This is a genomic window from Gordonia otitidis NBRC 100426 (genome assembly GCF_000248075.1).
Lineage (GTDB): Bacteria > Actinomycetota > Actinomycetes > Mycobacteriales > Mycobacteriaceae > Gordonia > Gordonia otitidis.
The window spans coordinates 1-16,223 of record NZ_BAFB01000107.1; the positions used below are offsets into that span (position 1 = coordinate 1).

The following is a 16,223-nucleotide window of genomic DNA, read 5'->3' on the forward strand; positions in this document are numbered from 1 at the left end:
ACGCTGGCTTCGACACCGCTGCTCGCTGCGCTCGCGGCGGGCTCAACCAGCGGGGGGGAAGGGGTGACGCTGGTTTCGACACCGCTGCTCGCTGCGCTCGCGGCGGGCTCAACCAGCGAAAGGAGTTCGTCGCGCAGGTCGAGAACGCTCGGATCGGCCGGGAGGGACAGTGGTCGCAGGATGCGGGTCACTGCACGAAAACTACTCCGACGGACCGGTGTCGGGGCTGTGGGGCGGGTCGAGTGGATGATCGTCGAACGGCCAGCCCCGCGACTCGAGGTACGTGCGCACCCGCTCGATGTCGGCGTCGTGGGGGAGTTCGTGCGTGACTTTCGAGATCTTCACCCCGGCGTCGATTTTCGATATCGGCTCGGGGGGCGGGGCGGACTCACGGATGAGCTCGCCCGAGACCTCGTCGACCTCTTCGGGACTCAGCTGTCTCCGCAGGATGGCGACGAGGGGGATGTAGTCGTCGGTGGGTACGCCGTCGGGATACCCCGCGCGCAACCAGTCGATGATCTTCTTCAAAAACTGCGGCCGGTCGGCCACGCCGTTCCCCCTCTCGCACACGCAGAAAACCCTCATGGCTCTGGTCTGCGATTCTAAGCGGTCCGCGCCTGCTCGTGGCAGGCGCGGACCGGGTTGATCTGCACGTCGAGCGTCGTGTCAGTTCACGTTGCTCTGTGTCCGCTCCTCCGACTCTGCCGCGAGCGGCCAGCCGACCGCCGCGAGACGAGACGCGACCTGGTTGACCTCGTAATCGCTCGGCGGCTGGTCGGAGACCTTGGCGACGGCGTTGCGGATCTGTTCCTCGGTGAGAGGGGTGCCGATTCCCTGCTCGGCGGCCAGCTCCATGCACACCCGCATGATCTGATCCTCGTCGAGCACCTTCGTCAGCAGAGCGAGCAGCGGCGGAAAGTCCGTGGGCGGGATTCCTTCCGGATACCCCTTGCGAATCCAGTTGATCGCGGATTCGAACAGCGATGCGTTGGCCATGATGCCTTTCGGTTCGAAGCGTCGAGCGGCGGTTGCGCAGGAGCTACTTGTAGGCCCACTCGGGGAAGAGCTTGATGTCGAAGTAGTAGTTGAGGGTCTGGCGGCAGATCCACAGCAGTCCGACGACGATCACGGCGGCCACGAGCGCGAACAGGATGTAGCCGACCACTCGCAGTGCCGGGTTGGGTGCCGACGTGGTGCCATCGGAGTTGGTGCCGCCCTCACCGCGCGCCTCACACAGCATGCCGACCGCGAACAGAGCGGGCAGCCCGGCGCCGAGCAGGAGGCCGATTGCGAAGACCTTGAGAATCGATTCGACGATGTCCATGAGATTTCAGCTGTTCCTTCAGTCGTCTGTGTCTCGGCGGACTAGGTCATCGCCGTGGGGTCGGGAACCTGACGCGGGCCGTCCTGGGCGGACGGCGGGATGATCGAGTTGGTCTCGTCGTCCCATTCGTCGTTGACGTTGTTCGAATCGACCTTGTTCTGCTGTGCGCGCCAGTACATGTAGCCCGACGCCGCGCAGAGGAGAACGAAGATGACGATCGCGCCCGCGACGTCGCCGAGCAGATGGCCGAGGCCGTAGCAGATCGCGCCGACGATGCCGGCGGCGGGAAGTGTGGTGACCCAGGCGATCACCATGCGGCCTGCGACCGCCCAGCGGACCTGTGCGCCCTTCTTGCCGACGCCCGAACCGAGGATCGAACCGGTGGCGACCTGCGTCGTCGACAGCGCCATGCCGGCTGCGGAGCTGGTCAGGATTATCGCGGCCGAGCTGGCTTCAGCGGCCATGCCCTGCGGCGAGTTGATCTCGACGAGACCCTTGCCCAGGGTGCGGATGATGCGCCATCCGCCGAGGTAGGTGCCCAGCGCGATGGCTGCGGCGCAGCTGAAGACCACCCAGATCGGCAGGCCGTGCTTGACCGACGACGAGCTGAGGTGGCCGGTGGAGATCAGGGCGAGGGCGATGACACCCATCGTCTTCTGCGCGTCACCCGTGCCGTGGGCGAGGGAGACGAGCGAGGCGGTGACGATCTGACCTGAGCGAAAGCCCTTCTCCTTGCGGGAGTCGAGGACGCTCGCGGTGATCCGGTAGATCAGCCAGGTGCCGACCGCTGCCACCGCACATGCGATGAACGGGGAAGCGAGTGCGGGGATGATGACCTTCGACAACACGCCGTGCCAGTCGATGCCGCTGGCACCCAGCGCGGCGATACCCGAGCCGATGAGGCCACCGAAGAGCGCGTGGCTCGAGCTCGACGGCAGGCCGAACAGCCACGTGAAGAGGTTCCAGAGAATGCCGCCGACGAGTCCCGCGAAGATGATCAGCAGTGCCTCGTTGGCATCGATGCCGGAGATGAGGTCTCCGGACTTGTTCTGCAGGTGAAGGATGTTCTTGGTGATCGTCGCGGCCACCTCGACCGAGAGGAACGCGCCGACCAGGTTGAGGATCGCCGCGATTGTCACTGCGATCTTGGGCTTGAGGGCACCAGTGGCGATGGACGTCGCCATGGCGTTTCCGGTGTCGTGGAATCCGTTGGTGAAGTCGAATCCCAGTGCTGTGATGACCAGCAGCACCAGGACAAGCATCTCTCCGCTCATGCGCAATATCATGCGACCCCGCTTAAGGTTTCGCCTAAATTACGTTCGACTGCCGTAAGTTTGTGACCTGCGGGTTTGCCTATCTGCACATGCTGTTCATCTAGTGTTCATCAACTGGACCGTGGGCGGACACCATTTGCGGCGCGAACGATACCTCGGATGTGAGCGTGGTCTCGAGGAGTTCGACCGGCGGAGGGGCCTGGTCGGCATTCACCCCTCGATCGGTGAGACGGCTCGAGGGGTGGACGGCAAGTAGCGAGCGAACGCTCGGGCGGGCCTATCGGAGCGTCGAACCGCTGTGGAAGAATCCGAAACCATGACCGCATCTGCCATCAAGCTCGGTATGCCCATCAACTACGCGGGAGACTTCCGCGAGACCATCGACAACCTGGTCGACTTCGAGGCGGCGGGCGTCGCCCGGATCACCGTCCCCGAGGCGTACAGCTTCGACGCGGTCAGCCAACTCGGCTACATCGCGGCACGCACGGAGAAGATGGAACTGCAGTCGGGCATCCTCCCGATGTACTCGCGTACGCCGTCGAATCTGGCGATGACCGCCGCGGGACTCGACTTCATCAGTGGTGGACGCTTCGTGCTGGGTATCGGGGCGTCGGGTCCGCAGGTCATCGAGGGCTTCCACGGTGTCAAGTACGACTACCCGGTCGGCCGTGCCCGCGAGAACGCCGACATCTGCCGGTTGATCTGGCGGCGCGAGAAGACGGAGTACCGCGGCAAGCACTACACGCTGCCGTTCACCAAGGAGGACGGCGGAACCGGGCTGGGCAAGCCGCTCAAGATCATCAATCACCCTGTGCGTGAACGTATTCCGATGCTGCTCGCGGCGATTGGTCCCAAGAACACCGAGCTGGCGGCCGAGATGTTCGAGGAGTTCCAGCCGTTCCTGTTCCATCCCGAATACGTCGACGTCGCATTCGGCGAACCCCTCGCGGCAGGCAGGGCGAAGCGTGACCCGTCGCTGCCAGAGCTCGGCATCGTGGTGCAGGCAACCGCCCGGGTGACCGAGGACCCCGAGCAGATCGAGAACGCCTCGCAGATGGTGCGACACCAGGCCGCCCTCTACATCGGCGGCATGGGCGCGCGCGGAAAGAACTTCTACAACCAGCTGACCGTCCGTTACGGCTATGCCGACGCGGCCAAAGAGATCCAGGATCTCTACCTCGACGGCAAGAAGGCCGAGGCGGCTGCTGCGGTGCCTGCGGAACTGGTGGCGGCCATGAGCCTGATCGGCCCGCGCTCGCTGGTCGCCGAGCGGGCCGAGGCCTTCCGCGCCGCGGGCGTCACGTGCATCCTGGCGGCTCCCGCCGCGCCGACCCACAAGGAGCGGGTGCAGGACATGGGCCAGCTCGCCGAGATCTTCGGCGGCTGACGCTGGGGGTACACGGCGGCTGGCCGAGGGCCTTGCTCGGACGGGGTAAGGGGTTGTGTCGCCGTGACCCTATTTTTCGCAGCCGAGTACGGCGGCCTTCGCCAGGCCGACGTACTGATAGCTGAACTGCCACGCCCAGAATGCAGGGGATGTCGGGTACGGCTTGTCCATACCGCGCATCACGACGTCGCCGTCGAAGCACTGTCCGAAAATGTATCGCGCTCGTACCAGGTGGAATCGCCAACTGATCACGATCGCCGAGTGCCAGTGCCGCGCTTTCGCCATCCGTTGCGTGAACATCGCCTCGCCGCGCGTGGTCGACGGGTCGGGGTCGAAACAGATGACCTCGACCTCGGCGGTACTCGACGAGCACACACGGTGCATGAGCGCCTGACCCTCGCGGTTGTAGCCGTCGTTGACGTACGGGTCTGAGATCAACACTGTCTTCGCATAGCCCTCGTGAGCCAGCTTCAGACCGTAGTCCTCGCGGCCGTCGTGCTCGCCGCCGAGTACGACGATGACATCGACCTTGCGCAGCGAGTCGGAATGATCGCGGTAGAAGAGCTGATAGCCGACGCCCGCGTAGGACGCGACGAACACGACGAGAACCACGAGCACAGAGATGACGATGCGAGGGGATGAGCGCTGTCGACGCCTGCGGGCGGTCTGAGCGCGCCACGCAGCTGCGACCTCGTTGGAATCGGCGGGTCTCGCGTGGTCGGTCGACGTCACGTGGTAAACCCTCCGGCCGCAGAATCTGACACCGTCGAGATTAATCGACGTACATGTCCGTCGCCCGAACAGCAGACGAGTAGCGCGTGGTCCGACAGCTTGCCTCGGGTCTTGGCGGGAGCGGTTTTGCACGTGGAAGCGCTTGTCGGAGCGGTCATTTAATAGCATGAACAATCGATAGGTGGAAGTTGAATTCGGAACAGTTGGATCCAACTCACACTCGTCCGCGGACTTGACCGTAAACTGCTCGCGTGGAGAGGGAGTCGAGCGAGCGGGCTGGCAGCGACGTACCCGACGCCGTTGTCTCCATACTCGCCGACCCGCAGCGGCAGGCGAGCGCCGTGTACGGGCGTACCACGGCGGTACGTGCCGCAGAGATGGTCATGACCGAGATCGTCGACGCTCTCGGTCACGGGGTGCGAGCACATGCGCGAGGTCCACTCGAATGGCTGCTTCGAATTCCGAAGAACTCGGGTATCGACCTACTCATCGCCACACTCGACTCCGGTCTCGGCGCAACGATGTCTGTCGTCGACGGTGTCGCCGTGTTCGTCGAGTTCGTCTACGGAATCTCCGGTGTCCTCGTGTCGGCGGGTTCGCAGTCGGGTGTGAACGATGACGAACGGCTAGTCCGATCCGCGGATGCGGCCCTGTGCGTCGCGTTGGAGTCCCGGCGGCGCATGGCGGTTGCCGGCCCCGGGTCGTATACGCGGCTCGAAGAGGATCTCGATCTCGCAGTGAAGCTGAAAGCATCGTCGGAGGGAGATTTCCAGCAGTTCTACCAACCAATCGTCCGGGTGACCGATCGCGTGGTCGCCGGATACGAGTCGTTGGTGCGATGGGTCACCGCAGACGGTGTTCTGTTGCCCGCAGATTTCCTCGCCGCTGCAGAACACACGTCGACGATCGTCCCGATCGGGCGTAACGGGGTCACCCAGGCGGTGCGGGCGTTACGCGAGTCGATCGAGCCGCTCTGTGGACCGGAAGCGTTCGTGAGTATCAACCTGTCGCGGCAGCAGCTTCTCGACGCAACGATCGTTGACCATGTGGTGGCCGAGATCGACGCATACGGCGTGCAGCCCGGTCAGATCTGGATCGAGGTGCAGGAGAACGAGGTGATCGGTTTCGACACCGACGCCCAGCACGCCGTCGAGCGTCTGCACGACAGCGGCTGCATCGTCTGCATCGACGACCTCGGGTCCGGGTTCTCAGCACTGCGTTACGTTCGTGATCTGCCCGTCGACGTGTTGAAGGTCGACCGCGCACTCATCTCGCAGATCGCACGCAGTGCGACCGACCTCGCCGTGGTGCGGGCGATCTGTGAAATCGCGGAGACGATGAACATCGCTACGGTCGCCGAGGGCGTCGAGCAGTCGATCGACTTCAGCGGTGTGGAAACGCTTGGCTTCCAGTTTGCCCAGGGAATCTACTTCGGTGCCCCCGAGCCGTTCTCCGGGGTCACGGAATCCTGAGCCGCTGAGGTGCCCGCGGGTCAGTAGTAGTACGGGAACGCGTCCCACTCCGGAGAGCGCTTCTCCAGGAACGCGTCCCGACCCTCGACCGCTTCGTCGGTCATGTACGCCAGTCGGGTGGCCTCCCCGGCGAAGACCTGCTGACCCATCAGTCCGTCGTCGGTGAGGTTGAACGCGAACTTCAGCATGCGCTGGGCCGTCGGAGATTTGCCGTTGATCATGCGACCCCACTCGATGGCGGTGTGTTCGAGATCGGCGTGGTCGACGACGCGGTTGACCGCGCCCATGCGGTGCATGGTCTCGGCGTCGTATGCCTCACCGAGGAAGAAGATCTCGCGCGCGAATTTCTGACCGACCTGTTTTGCGAGGTAGGCGCTGCCGTAGCCTGCGTCGAACGAGCCGACGTCGGCGTCGGTCTGCTTGAAGCGCGCGTGTTCGCGGGAGGCGAGGGTGAGATCGCAGACGACGTGCAGAGAGTGCCCGCCGCCGGCAGCCCACCCGTTCACCACGGCGATCACGACCTTGGGCATGGTGCGGATCAGTCGCTGGACCTCCAGGATGTGTAGTCGGCCGCCCTCGGCCTTCACGCGCGCTTCGTCGACACCTGCGGCGTCGGCTGCGGCGACATCCGAATCATGGCTGGTCGCGTACTGGTATCCCGAGCGTCCGCGGATGCGTTGGTCGCCGCCCGAGCAGAACGCCCAACCGCCGTCCTTGGGACTCGGTCCGTTTCCCGTGAGCAGAATGGTGCCGACGTCGGGGGTGCGGCGGGCGTGGTCGAGGGTGCGATACAGCTCGTCGACCGTGTGTGGTCGGAACGCGTTGCGGACCTCGGGCCGGTTGAAAGCGATACGGACGATGCCGTCGGCTCGGGTTGTGCCGACGTGGCGGTGGTAGGTGATGTCGGTGAGATCGTCGAAGCCTCGGACAGTGGTCCACTGGCTGGCGTCGAAGGGCTGAGTTGGCGTGCTGTGTGAGTCACCGGAGGTCATGATCACCGACATTAGTGCCCGATAGTTGGCCTCTGACCAGCAGTGCATGGCACTCTGGAGATATGTCATTCGAGCTGATCGCAATCGTGATCGTGGCCTGGGTGACGATCTCGGTGGTCGTCGCCCTCGTGGTCGGCGCCGTGATCCGGCAACGTGACCGGCGAGAAGCTCCGCGCGAACCGCACGTCGTCAGCGGTTCGGAAACCGACAAGCGGGACGGCTGAGCGGCCAGATACGGTGGTCAGATGACATCTGACACGCGCGACGGTTGGGACATCCGCTCCGAAGACGACTCGCCGCACGAGGGTGGTTTCCGAGCGAGGATCGAAGTCACCACCGACCGCGGTGGCCCACGATACGGCGAGCTCAACGAGCAGATCCGACGGATGATGGACCTCGCCCGCTATGCGTGCCCCGAACCCGACGAGACCGACGAGCTCATCGCGCAACTCACCTCGCTCAACGATCGCCTCGCCGAGGTCCAGGTCGACGAGTGGCACACGCCTGCGGGTACCCGCATCGACCTGCCTGCTCGCGGCAACATCACCTTGCCGCCGTACGTGATCACCACAGCGAGTGCCGACGGTGTGGTCGCAGAGGTCACCTTCCGGCCCTTCCACCTCGGCGGCAACAATGCCGCGCATGGCGGTCAAGTCGGAGTCGCCTTCGACGACCTGGGTGGCATGGCGTCGGCGCTGGCGGTCAACGGTGTCACGCGTACCGCGTATCTCACGGTTCAATATCGTTCGCTGACGCCGCTGTCGACGCCGCTGACCTGTAGGACCTGGGTCGACAAGCGTGATGGGCGCAAAGCGTTCGTCAAGGGCACCCTGCACAACGGTGACCGGCTGTGCGCAGAGCTCGACTCCCTGTTCATCGAATTGAAGCCCGGCCAGCCCTAGTTCACCGGACGTCTGTGCACGTCGCGTCGAGTATCGACCCCGCGCGCACCCAACCAACGGCCACACGGGATGTACTCGCCGCGGTTATCCTGTTCGAGGGGTTTCTCGGGCGTCGACTTCGGTGAGGGATGGTGTTGCCGCGTGCTCACGATCAGTGGAGCGCCTCGATGAGGACGTGGAAGCCCGAAGGTTTGGTCGACGATCGTCTGACACTCAGCGTTGCGATCAGCGCGGTGCTGTTCTTCGTTGTCGGAGTGGGGCAACTTCTCGCCGATCCCACACCGGGATCGTCTGTCGCGTCAGGTGTGGCGCTCGCCACCGCGGTGATCTTGGCTTTCACCGCGGTCCTGCTACGACGACGCCCGGAACTGATCACCGAACGCACGGCGCCAATCGCTGTTGCCGCGCTCGCGATTGTGGTCGCGGCTAATCCGATTGCGTACATCGTCGCGACGCAGATCGCCTACCCGGCGATCGGGACACTGCTCGTCATCGTGGCCATCGGAGCCCTGGTGCCCTATCCGGGACTCGCAGTAGGACTGATCCTCGCGTTGAACGTCATCGCGGTGACATTTGCCATCGCCTACCCGCAGTCGACGACCGTGGGTTCTGTTGTGCTGCAACTGGTGAAGGCCGACGTGGTGGCGCTGATCATCGCGCTGACATGGCGCAGGACCGAGGCGAGACTGCGACGAGCGAATCAGACCATCGTCGAAATCGCGATTTCGGACGAGTTGACCGGCCTGCTCAATCGACGCGGCCTGGCCGAGCGGGCGCCACTGATGCTGCAGTCAGCCGACTCCACCGGGCGCACTCTGCTTTTCGGGTTCATCGATGTGGAGGGTCTCAAGAAGATCAATGATTCGCGGGGCCATGCCGAGGGTGATCAGCTGCTCGCCGACATCGGTCATGTCCTGCGCCCACTTCTCGACGCAGGCGATATCGCAGCGCGTGTCGGTGGAGACGAATTCGCGGTGGTGGTCAGCGTTGACGACCGAGCGTCGATACCTGGCGTGCGCGAACGAGTGGGACGCGCGCTGGCGGGACATCCCACCACCGTGGGTTGGGCTGTGCGTGAACCCGATTCGCCGGCAAGTCTGGAGTCGTTGATCGACGAGAGCGATCGCGCCATGATGCAGGTCCGACTGTCGAGGTGAGAGGGCGCCGTGGCCGTATGGACTCCGATACAGCGGGTTCGTGTAGTCCACTCGGACGAAATAGTCGTTGAATAGTCCGAACGGGCTACGACATAGAAACTCACCTCGGCATTTTGCGGTGGTACTTTTCGGCCACTCACTCGGTGCGTGTCGCAAGGGGATTCAATGTCGAAGTCAGCCATTCGCAAACTCGGTGTCACCAAGCGCGTGGTGGCGTCCTCGGGGATTGCGGCCGCGCTTCTCGCCGTCAGTCCCGTAGCCGTGGCGATGGCTGACGATACCTCCGGCGGCGCAACCGGTTCCGCCGCCGAAAGCAAGCCGACCAGTGTCACGGACACGGAACAGACCTCTCCTCCACCGAGCGCCGATGTGAGCAGGTCGGGCGGCACAGCCGGAGACGCCGCGACAGCCGTCGGGACGTCGGCCGTGGCGGAGGCGGGCACGGGCGGCGTCGACACGCAGCCCACGTCCGGTGTGGCCGCGCCGAGTCAGTCCGAATCCCCTGATTCGGCACCCGTGGCCGCCGAACCCGCCGCGACGTCGGACACCGGGGGTGCCGACGGACAGACACCCGAGACCACGCAGGCTCCTGCCGGGCCGGCACCTGCATCGGGTGCCGCGGCCCCGACGAACCCCGAATCCAGCGCCCAGAGTCCGGTCGCCGTGAACAAGCCGCCGTCGCCGAGCGTGCTCCCACCGCACGTAAGCAAGCCAACGGCCGCCGGCGAGCGGCCCGTCACCGGAACGCACACGGACACTCCAGGTAGCGGTTCGGCTCAGAGTGGAGTCGGTCCTGATCGGACGACAACGATGTCTGCCCAACCGATCTCCGGCGAGGCATCCGTGAGCGGTGCGGTCATCACGGCCGTCGGCTCGGTCACCGATGCCCTGACTGATGTGTTCGAGACCGTCAAGGAAGGCATCATCGGGCAGATCGTCGGCGATCATGGCACCCAGGGGCTGATCCTGGTCAACCAGGGCGCTGTGGCCGCCGCAGTGCTCAACAGACGCTCACGCGATTCGGAGTCCGACTCCGCCGACAATTACCTCGCCATGATGCAGCCCGGCGAGTCGGTGTTCATCCCTGAGCGCACCGTCGCGGATCTCTCACTGGGCAAACACAGCTGGGATGCCGAGGCCGACGACGTCGAGCTGACCGAGCCAACGGCGCAGACGTTCGCGGCGCGTTCGGTGATGCTGTTGTCGACAGTGTTCGACGCCGGCAACCTCTTCCTCGATCCCGACGACAGCGACTTCAGTGGCGTCGACTACAACGGGATGCCGAACGGCACAGTCGTGTACGGAAATCCCGACGACGCAGGCCTGACCTACACCGTGTCCGATGACGGCGCCAGCGTGACGATCAGCAACGGGGGGTCGGCTCCGGTGGCGGTCATCGACTCCAGCAACGCCTCGGTGACTTCGACGAAGATCATCGACCCCGGGTCCAGCGCGAGCTACTCGACCGGCTCCTCGCGGAACCTGGCGATCCAGGGACAACGCGTCGATGCCAACGGCCAGCCAACAGGCGGTGGAACCCCGGTGGTGCTGGGACTCGTGCAGGTGACCAACAATTCGGGAACCCCCAGCGTCTCGAACGTGACGGGGACGCAGGTGGCTCCCGTGCGAAACTCGTCGTCACAACTGTGGGCTGCGATCGACCCGGACAACAAGTACCTCGATGCCGGCGACGATCCGGCGTCGTTGCAGTTCACGCCGGGCAACCCGACAGGATTGAGCTACGAACTGGCAAATGACGGCTCGACGATCACATTTCACAACGACTCCGAGGAGACCGTGGCTCTGATGGGAGCCAATGTGTACAGCAATGCGCCCCTGGGCAACGGAATCTATGTGATAGCTCCGCACGAGTCCGCGACCGCCCCCACGGCGCCTTACGCCGGCTACTACGTCGAAACCCCGCGTGATTCCGACGGGAAGGTCGGCCTACTCGGGTTTGTGTTGCTGAAAGACGGGATGGCCTCGTCAGTACCGATCGGAACAGTGCCCGCCATCCCGTCGGTCGAGGAACTCAACACCGACCCGGGAAACCTCTACTGGAACCCGACCGACTCCGATCCGTCCACCGGCCTCGTGCCCACCAACGCCGTCGGCGCCAATCCCGTGACCGATGGCGTGTACTACTCCGTCGACGGGCACGACGTCACCGTCTACAACGACGGAACGAAGAACATCGCGGTGGTGGTCACGAGTGTGTCCCCATCCGGGGCCCGTGCGACCCACTTCACCGAGATCGCGGCGGGCACCACTCACACCGTCACGGTTGCCTCCGGCGTAACGTCGTACGTCGTGGTCGAGGGCCAGCGGGTCTCGACGGGGCCGGACACGGGTAAACCCGCCCTGTACGGCGTGGTGATTGCGCAAAACCCCGGCACGGGCGCCGGTCTGCAGACCATCACCTACGACCTCTTCCCGAATGACGGCATCCCGACGATTTCGACACACAAGTGGCTCGACGCCGACCCCGACAACAGATTCTGGGATCCTGGTGACAGCGACACGACCACCCAGTCGGTTGTGCCCGCGACAGCAGTGGGCGGTGATGCGGCCGCTGACGGGGTGTATTACTCGACCGGCAGTGACGGCATCACATTCCACAACGGCAGCGACCACGACATCGCCATTGTGGTGACGAATCCCTACGTGGGCAGCAACGACGACCAGCAGTCCCTGGTGGTCGTATCGCCGGGAGACAGGTTCACCTTCAACCAGTCGCGCGCTGAATACAGCAGTGCCCCTGTGTATCTGACCGTGCAAGCCCCGCGGGTCACCAGCGGCGTCGATGCCGGCAAACCCGTGCTCTACGGAGTCGTGATGATGTACCCGGGTACACCGACATCGCCTGCGACCTACTCTGTGTACGACACGATCCCTGGCGACGCCATCGCTCCAATAACGTCCGAGTTCTGGCGATCCGCGGACCCGTCGAACTCGTATTGGACGCCGGGTGATCCCGACCAGACCTACCAGGGTTCTGGCCAGTACCCCCGATTCGCCGAGATGCACACACTCGCGGATGCGGGCGTCACCTATAGCTACGACACTTCCGCGGGGACGGTGACCATCACCAACTCCGGCACTCACGATGTCGCCGTGGTGAATTCGCGAGCCGAGAATTTCGACGTACTGGCGGCGGGCACCAGCAAGACCTACAGCGTGGCCGATTCGTCGTTCGGTCAGAGCACGTACCTCGTCCAGGGGGCGCGCAACGCGCAGGGGAAGCCTGTGGTGTACGGACTCGTCTCCGCGGGTTACGGGTCGGCGTATGCGCAGGACGGCACAGCGTTGATCACCAACAATGCCCCCTACGCATCGTCGAACACCACCGGGTACTCCGGGACGGTGAAAACGCTTGATCCCGACGGAGACACGACGACGATGCAGCTCACCGGCCAGCCGCTCTACGGCACGGTGGTGTTCGATCCGGCAACGGGAGCTTATGTGTACACGCCCAATGCCGGCGTCGAGCATCAGGCAGCGAGTGGTCAGACGAGCTACGACTCGTTCCTCGTGACCATCACCGATCAGTACGGGGCATCGTCGCAGCAGAACATCGGCGTGCAGATCACGCCGAAGAACCAGGTGCCCGTCGGTCCCGGCTCGACGGTCGACGGCGGAACCGCCGGTTCGGTCGGTGTCACCGACCCTGATGGCGACCACCTGTCGTACTACGTTGCTTCTGGGCCGACCAAGGGTTCGGTCGTCGTGAACGCCGACGGCACCTACGTCTACACCCCGACGACCCCGCTGGCACACGGTGACACGTTGTCGGACTCGTTCAGCGTCTATGTCTTCGACGGACACGGCGGCAGCCTGACGGTGCCTGTCTCGGTGACGGCGACCGGAGACAACGCCGCACCGACGGCGCAGTTGTCGCCCGGTCAGAACTCGTATAGCGGAACGGTTCTCGGGTCGGATCAGGACAACGACCCGCTGACGTATGCGATTGGGACAGGTGCAACGAACGGCATCGTCACCGTCGACTCGTCGACCGGGGCCTACACGTACATGCCGAACGCCGGGGCGGAGCACGCCGCGGCGGGCGACGGGCCGACAACGGATTCGTTCACGGTGCTGGTATCCGACGGACACGGCGGCACCGCAACGGTGACGGTACCGGTCACCCTCGCGCCGAAGAACCTGGCGCCCACCGCGTCCGCGACCGGTAGCGGCGCGACCGGTGCGATCGCTGCGCAGGACGCAGACCACGACCCGCTGGCGTATACGGTGTCGGGGCAACCGGTTTCGGGTTCGGTGGTGGTTGATTCAGACGGCTCGTACACGTACACGCCGACGACGCCGGTGGCTCACGGGAGCACACTGCACGACAGTTTCGACGTCACGGTGGACGACGGTCACGGAGGAAGCGCCGTGGTGCCCGTAGCGGTGACGCTCGTCGGGCCCAACGCCGTGCCGACCGGCAGTGTGACGCGCGACGGTGACGCCGAATACGCAGGCACCGTCGTCGGAGCCGATACGGACAACGATTCGCTGATCTACACCGTCGTGTCCGGTCCGTCGCACGGATCGGTGACCCTCGATCCCGCGACGGGACAGTTCAGCTACACGCCGAACGCGGGTGTTGAGCATGCTGCCGCGGCCGGTGGTGCGTCGTCGGATGCCTTCGAGGTGAAGGTATCCGACGGATACGGTGGTTCGGTGGTCGTGCCGGTGGCGGTGACGCTGACACCGAAGAACACTCCGCCGACCGTGCCCGACGCCGTGGCCGGTGGCTACACGGGCTCGGTCGCCGGAACTGACGCCGACCTCGATGCGTTGAGCTACACGGTGATCGGTCAGCCACTGCACGGCACCGTGACGGTCGGCGCTGACGGGTCATATGTCTACACCCCGAACGCGGGTGCCGAGCATGCTGCGGGCCTCGGCGGTCCGACGTCGGATGCCTTCGAGGTCACGGTGTCCGACGGTCACGGCGGATCGGTGAACGTTCCGGTCGCGGTGGTGATCACTCCGAAGAACACCGCGCCAACGGGAACCGTGACGGTGGGTTCCGCCGACGCGGCGGGCGTCGTCGTGTTGACCCCGGCGTACACCGATGCCGACGGCGACCCGGTGACGGTCAAGATCATCGGCGCTCAGCACGGGGCTGTGACCGACAACGGCGATGGAACCTACACCTACACACCGGATTCCGGGTATGCCCACGAACAGGACTTCGTCGAGACGCTGACGGTGACAGCCAGTGACGGCGCGTTGGAGACGGCAACCCAGGCGCAGATCGCGGTCGCGAAGCGCAATGCGACGCCGACCATCGCGATCGCGCAGGGGGCCGCTGATGCGTCGACCGGAGCGGTGACCGTGACGCCCACCGTCGCTGACGCGGATGGCGATACCGTGACCACGGCGGTGACAACTCAGCCGACCGGTGGCACTGTGACGTCGAATGCGGACGGCACGTTCACCTACACCCCGAACGCGGCCAAGCGTGCCGCAGGCGACTACTCCGACTCGTTCACGATCACGGCCTCTGACGGGCATGGTGGTATCAGCCAGAAGGCTGTGACCGTCGCGGTCAAGAAGCCCGCGGCGCCAGCGCAGACCGGTTGGGCCAAGTTCTGGAGTGGTGTTGCCGCGTTCTACGCGACGGTGCACGGCGCTACGTCGAGCGCGTGGAATTACTTCTGGCACTGGTTGGTCGGTGCATTGGGTGGTCGGCGCGCGTGATGCCCCGGCGTTCCTAGTGCAACTCGGTGACCTCGATGGTCGCCCCGGCGGTGCGCAGGCGGTCGATCAGGGCGTCGCCCATGGCGACAGCAGGGGTGAGAACACCTGCGCGCGTAGGTAATTGGCTGCGGTTGACCGCGAGTGTCAGTGCGCTCTCGCCGAGCATGACGGCGGTTGCCTTGTAGCCGGGATCGCCCTTCATCGAGAACGTCGACCGGAATCGGCGTCCGGTCGACGTGCGCGTGTAGGTGTGGACGACGAAATAGCCTTTCTCCCTGGACTTCTCGCTCGGTCCGGAACCCGGCTTGGGGAGCACGCGGTCGAGGACCGCGCGTGTGGGAGCGAACGACATCGCGCCGAGGAACAAGCCCGATCCGACACTGACACCGCCGGCGAGCACCGTCGACAAACCCGGAACGCCGCCGACGGCCATCGTCTCTGCGTAGTGGAAGTCGGAGCCGTAAGCGCCGTCGAGCAGCGCGTTGGAGCGTCGAACGATTCGTGTGTTGTGCGATGCCATGAAGAACGGGGCGAGGGTTCCGCGCAGTGACGGATCGACCTTGCGCGCGTTGATGATCCCGATGTCGCTGGGTTCGGACGACAGAGCGGCTCGCGGAGTCTCGGTCGGCGAACCGGACAGCGCCTGCGGATTGAGCAGCAGGCGTCGGACGCTGGAATCCTTGGCCTGTTCGGCGATCACACGCATGGAATCGATGGTTCCGCCGGACACGCCACCTCGCATCGCTGTGACGACCATGGTGGTGTCGGTCATCTCGCCTGCATCGGCGTCGGTGACGCCGCGGTAGAGCTCGTATGTGGCGAGGTCGGACGGGACGGAATCGAAGCCGCACGAGTGCACGATGCGGGCTCCCGTAGCCTCGGCGACCTCGTGCGCCTTCTGGATCGAGTAGTGGACGAAGGGGACCTCGCCGGTGAGGTCGACGTAGTCGGTGCCTGCGGTGGCTGCCGCGACCACGAGAGCTTCGCCGTAGCGCAGGTACGGCCCGACGGTGGTGCACACGACGCGGGTGCGGGCCACCATGGCGTCGAGCGATGCGGGTGACGACGTGTCGGCGACGACGAGTGGCCAGTCGCGGGCCGCGGCGGGAAGTCGGCGTCGGGTGTCGGCGAGTTTGGTCTCCGACCGTCCGGCCAACGCGATCCGCGTCCCCGCCGGGGCATGGTCGGCCAGGTAGCGGGCGGTGAGTTCGCCGACGAATCCCGTTGCGCCGAAGACCACGACGTCGAACTCGCGAGGCGAGTCGTCGGGTGTCGCG

At 65.0% G+C, this 16,223-nt stretch carries 13 protein-coding genes and 1 pseudogene; 6 read left to right on the forward strand and 8 right to left on the reverse strand.

The features are described from left to right. The 5 genes and pseudogenes from GOOTI_RS26500 to GOOTI_RS10885 form a co-directional block, all read right to left on the reverse strand. Window positions 1–191 (reverse strand): annotated as a pseudogene (locus GOOTI_RS26500) (hypothetical protein); the annotation flags it as partial. Window positions 192–201: 10 nt separating this feature from the next. Beyond that, on the reverse strand, window positions 202–570 hold the full coding sequence (locus tag GOOTI_RS10870; protein ID WP_007238633.1) for a DUF3349 domain-containing protein: 369 nt from the start codon (window positions 568–570) through the stop codon (window positions 202–204). A gap of 96 nt (window positions 571–666) precedes the next feature. Further along, window positions 667–996, reverse strand: coding sequence for a DUF3349 domain-containing protein (locus GOOTI_RS10875; RefSeq protein WP_007238634.1), 330 nt, complete (start codon window positions 994–996; stop codon window positions 667–669). Between the two features lie 43 nt (window positions 997–1,039). After that, entirely contained in the window at window positions 1,040–1,324 is a 285-nt protein-coding gene (locus tag GOOTI_RS10880) for a hypothetical protein (RefSeq protein ID WP_007238635.1), read from the reverse strand. A gap of 41 nt (window positions 1,325–1,365) precedes the next feature. Then, entirely contained in the window at window positions 1,366–2,598 is a 1,233-nt protein-coding gene (locus tag GOOTI_RS10885; RefSeq protein ID WP_039993937.1) for an inorganic phosphate transporter, read from the reverse strand. Between the two features lie 316 nt (window positions 2,599–2,914). On the opposite strand from GOOTI_RS10885, the gene GOOTI_RS10890 reads away from it, so the two are divergent. Then, window positions 2,915–3,985, forward strand: a complete 1,071-nt coding sequence (locus GOOTI_RS10890) for an LLM class F420-dependent oxidoreductase (protein ID WP_039993939.1) — start codon at window positions 2,915–2,917, stop codon at window positions 3,983–3,985. Window positions 3,986–4,054: 69 nt separating this feature from the next. Here GOOTI_RS10890 and GOOTI_RS10895 read toward each other — a convergent pair whose 3' ends face one another. Beyond that, a complete protein-coding gene (locus GOOTI_RS10895) occupies window positions 4,055–4,717 on the reverse strand; it encodes a YdcF family protein (protein ID WP_007238638.1) in 663 nt (220 codons plus the stop codon). A gap of 251 nt (window positions 4,718–4,968) precedes the next feature. Here GOOTI_RS10895 and GOOTI_RS10900 point away from each other — a divergent pair, with 251 nt between their 5' ends. Next, window positions 4,969–6,189, forward strand: coding sequence for an EAL domain-containing protein (locus GOOTI_RS10900; RefSeq protein ID WP_007238639.1), 1,221 nt, complete (start codon window positions 4,969–4,971; stop codon window positions 6,187–6,189). Window positions 6,190–6,209: 20 nt separating this feature from the next. On the opposite strand, the gene GOOTI_RS10905 is transcribed toward GOOTI_RS10900, so the two are convergent. Next, on the reverse strand, window positions 6,210–7,181 hold the full coding sequence (locus tag GOOTI_RS10905) for a 1,4-dihydroxy-2-naphthoyl-CoA synthase (RefSeq protein WP_039993944.1): 972 nt from the start codon (window positions 7,179–7,181) through the stop codon (window positions 6,210–6,212). Between the two features lie 62 nt (window positions 7,182–7,243). Here GOOTI_RS10905 and GOOTI_RS26145 point away from each other — a divergent pair, with 62 nt between their 5' ends. From GOOTI_RS26145 to GOOTI_RS10920, 4 genes are all read left to right on the forward strand, one after another. Continuing rightward, on the forward strand, window positions 7,244–7,405 hold the full coding sequence (locus tag GOOTI_RS26145; RefSeq protein ID WP_007238641.1) for a hypothetical protein: 162 nt from the start codon (window positions 7,244–7,246) through the stop codon (window positions 7,403–7,405). Between the two features lie 21 nt (window positions 7,406–7,426). Then, complete coding sequence (locus GOOTI_RS10910) at window positions 7,427–8,083, forward strand: PaaI family thioesterase (RefSeq protein WP_007238642.1); 657 nt, start codon at window positions 7,427–7,429, stop codon at window positions 8,081–8,083. A gap of 167 nt (window positions 8,084–8,250) precedes the next feature. Further along, on the forward strand, window positions 8,251–9,240 hold the full coding sequence (locus GOOTI_RS10915) for a GGDEF domain-containing protein (RefSeq protein ID WP_007238643.1): 990 nt from the start codon (window positions 8,251–8,253) through the stop codon (window positions 9,238–9,240). 165 nt (window positions 9,241–9,405) lie between these two features. Then, window positions 9,406–14,946, forward strand: a complete 5,541-nt coding sequence (locus GOOTI_RS10920; protein ID WP_007238644.1) for a cadherin-like domain-containing protein — start codon at window positions 9,406–9,408, stop codon at window positions 14,944–14,946. 13 nt (window positions 14,947–14,959) lie between these two features. On the opposite strand, the gene GOOTI_RS10925 is transcribed toward GOOTI_RS10920, so the two are convergent. Then, complete coding sequence (locus tag GOOTI_RS10925; protein WP_233425479.1) at window positions 14,960–16,186, reverse strand: saccharopine dehydrogenase family protein; 1,227 nt, start codon at window positions 16,184–16,186, stop codon at window positions 14,960–14,962. Window positions 16,187–16,223 lie beyond the last annotated feature (37 nt).

What these genes read in the sequence shown, in the direction of transcription:
- GOOTI_RS10875 (WP_007238634.1), bottom strand. Translation starts at nt 996, where the DNA reads ATGGCCAACGCATCGCTGTTCGAATCCGCGATCAACTGGATTCGCAAG.
- GOOTI_RS10880 (WP_007238635.1), bottom strand. Translation starts at nt 1,324, where the DNA reads ATGGACATCGTCGAATCGATTCTCAAGGTCTTCGCAATCGGCCTCCTG.
- GOOTI_RS10885 (WP_039993937.1), bottom strand. Translation starts at nt 2,598, where the DNA reads ATGAGCGGAGAGATGCTTGTCCTGGTGCTGCTGGTCATCACAGCACTG.
- GOOTI_RS10890 (WP_039993939.1), top strand. Translation starts at nt 2,915, where the DNA reads ATGACCGCATCTGCCATCAAGCTCGGTATGCCCATCAACTACGCGGGA.
- GOOTI_RS10905 (WP_039993944.1), bottom strand. Translation starts at nt 7,181, where the DNA reads ATGACCTCCGGTGACTCACACAGCACGCCAACTCAGCCCTTCGACGCC.
- GOOTI_RS26145 (WP_007238641.1), top strand. Translation starts at nt 7,244, where the DNA reads ATGTCATTCGAGCTGATCGCAATCGTGATCGTGGCCTGGGTGACGATC.
- GOOTI_RS10910 (WP_007238642.1), top strand. Translation starts at nt 7,427, where the DNA reads ATGACATCTGACACGCGCGACGGTTGGGACATCCGCTCCGAAGACGAC.
- GOOTI_RS10915 (WP_007238643.1), top strand. Translation starts at nt 8,251, where the DNA reads ATGAGGACGTGGAAGCCCGAAGGTTTGGTCGACGATCGTCTGACACTC.
- GOOTI_RS10920 (WP_007238644.1), top strand. Translation starts at nt 9,406, where the DNA reads ATGTCGAAGTCAGCCATTCGCAAACTCGGTGTCACCAAGCGCGTGGTG.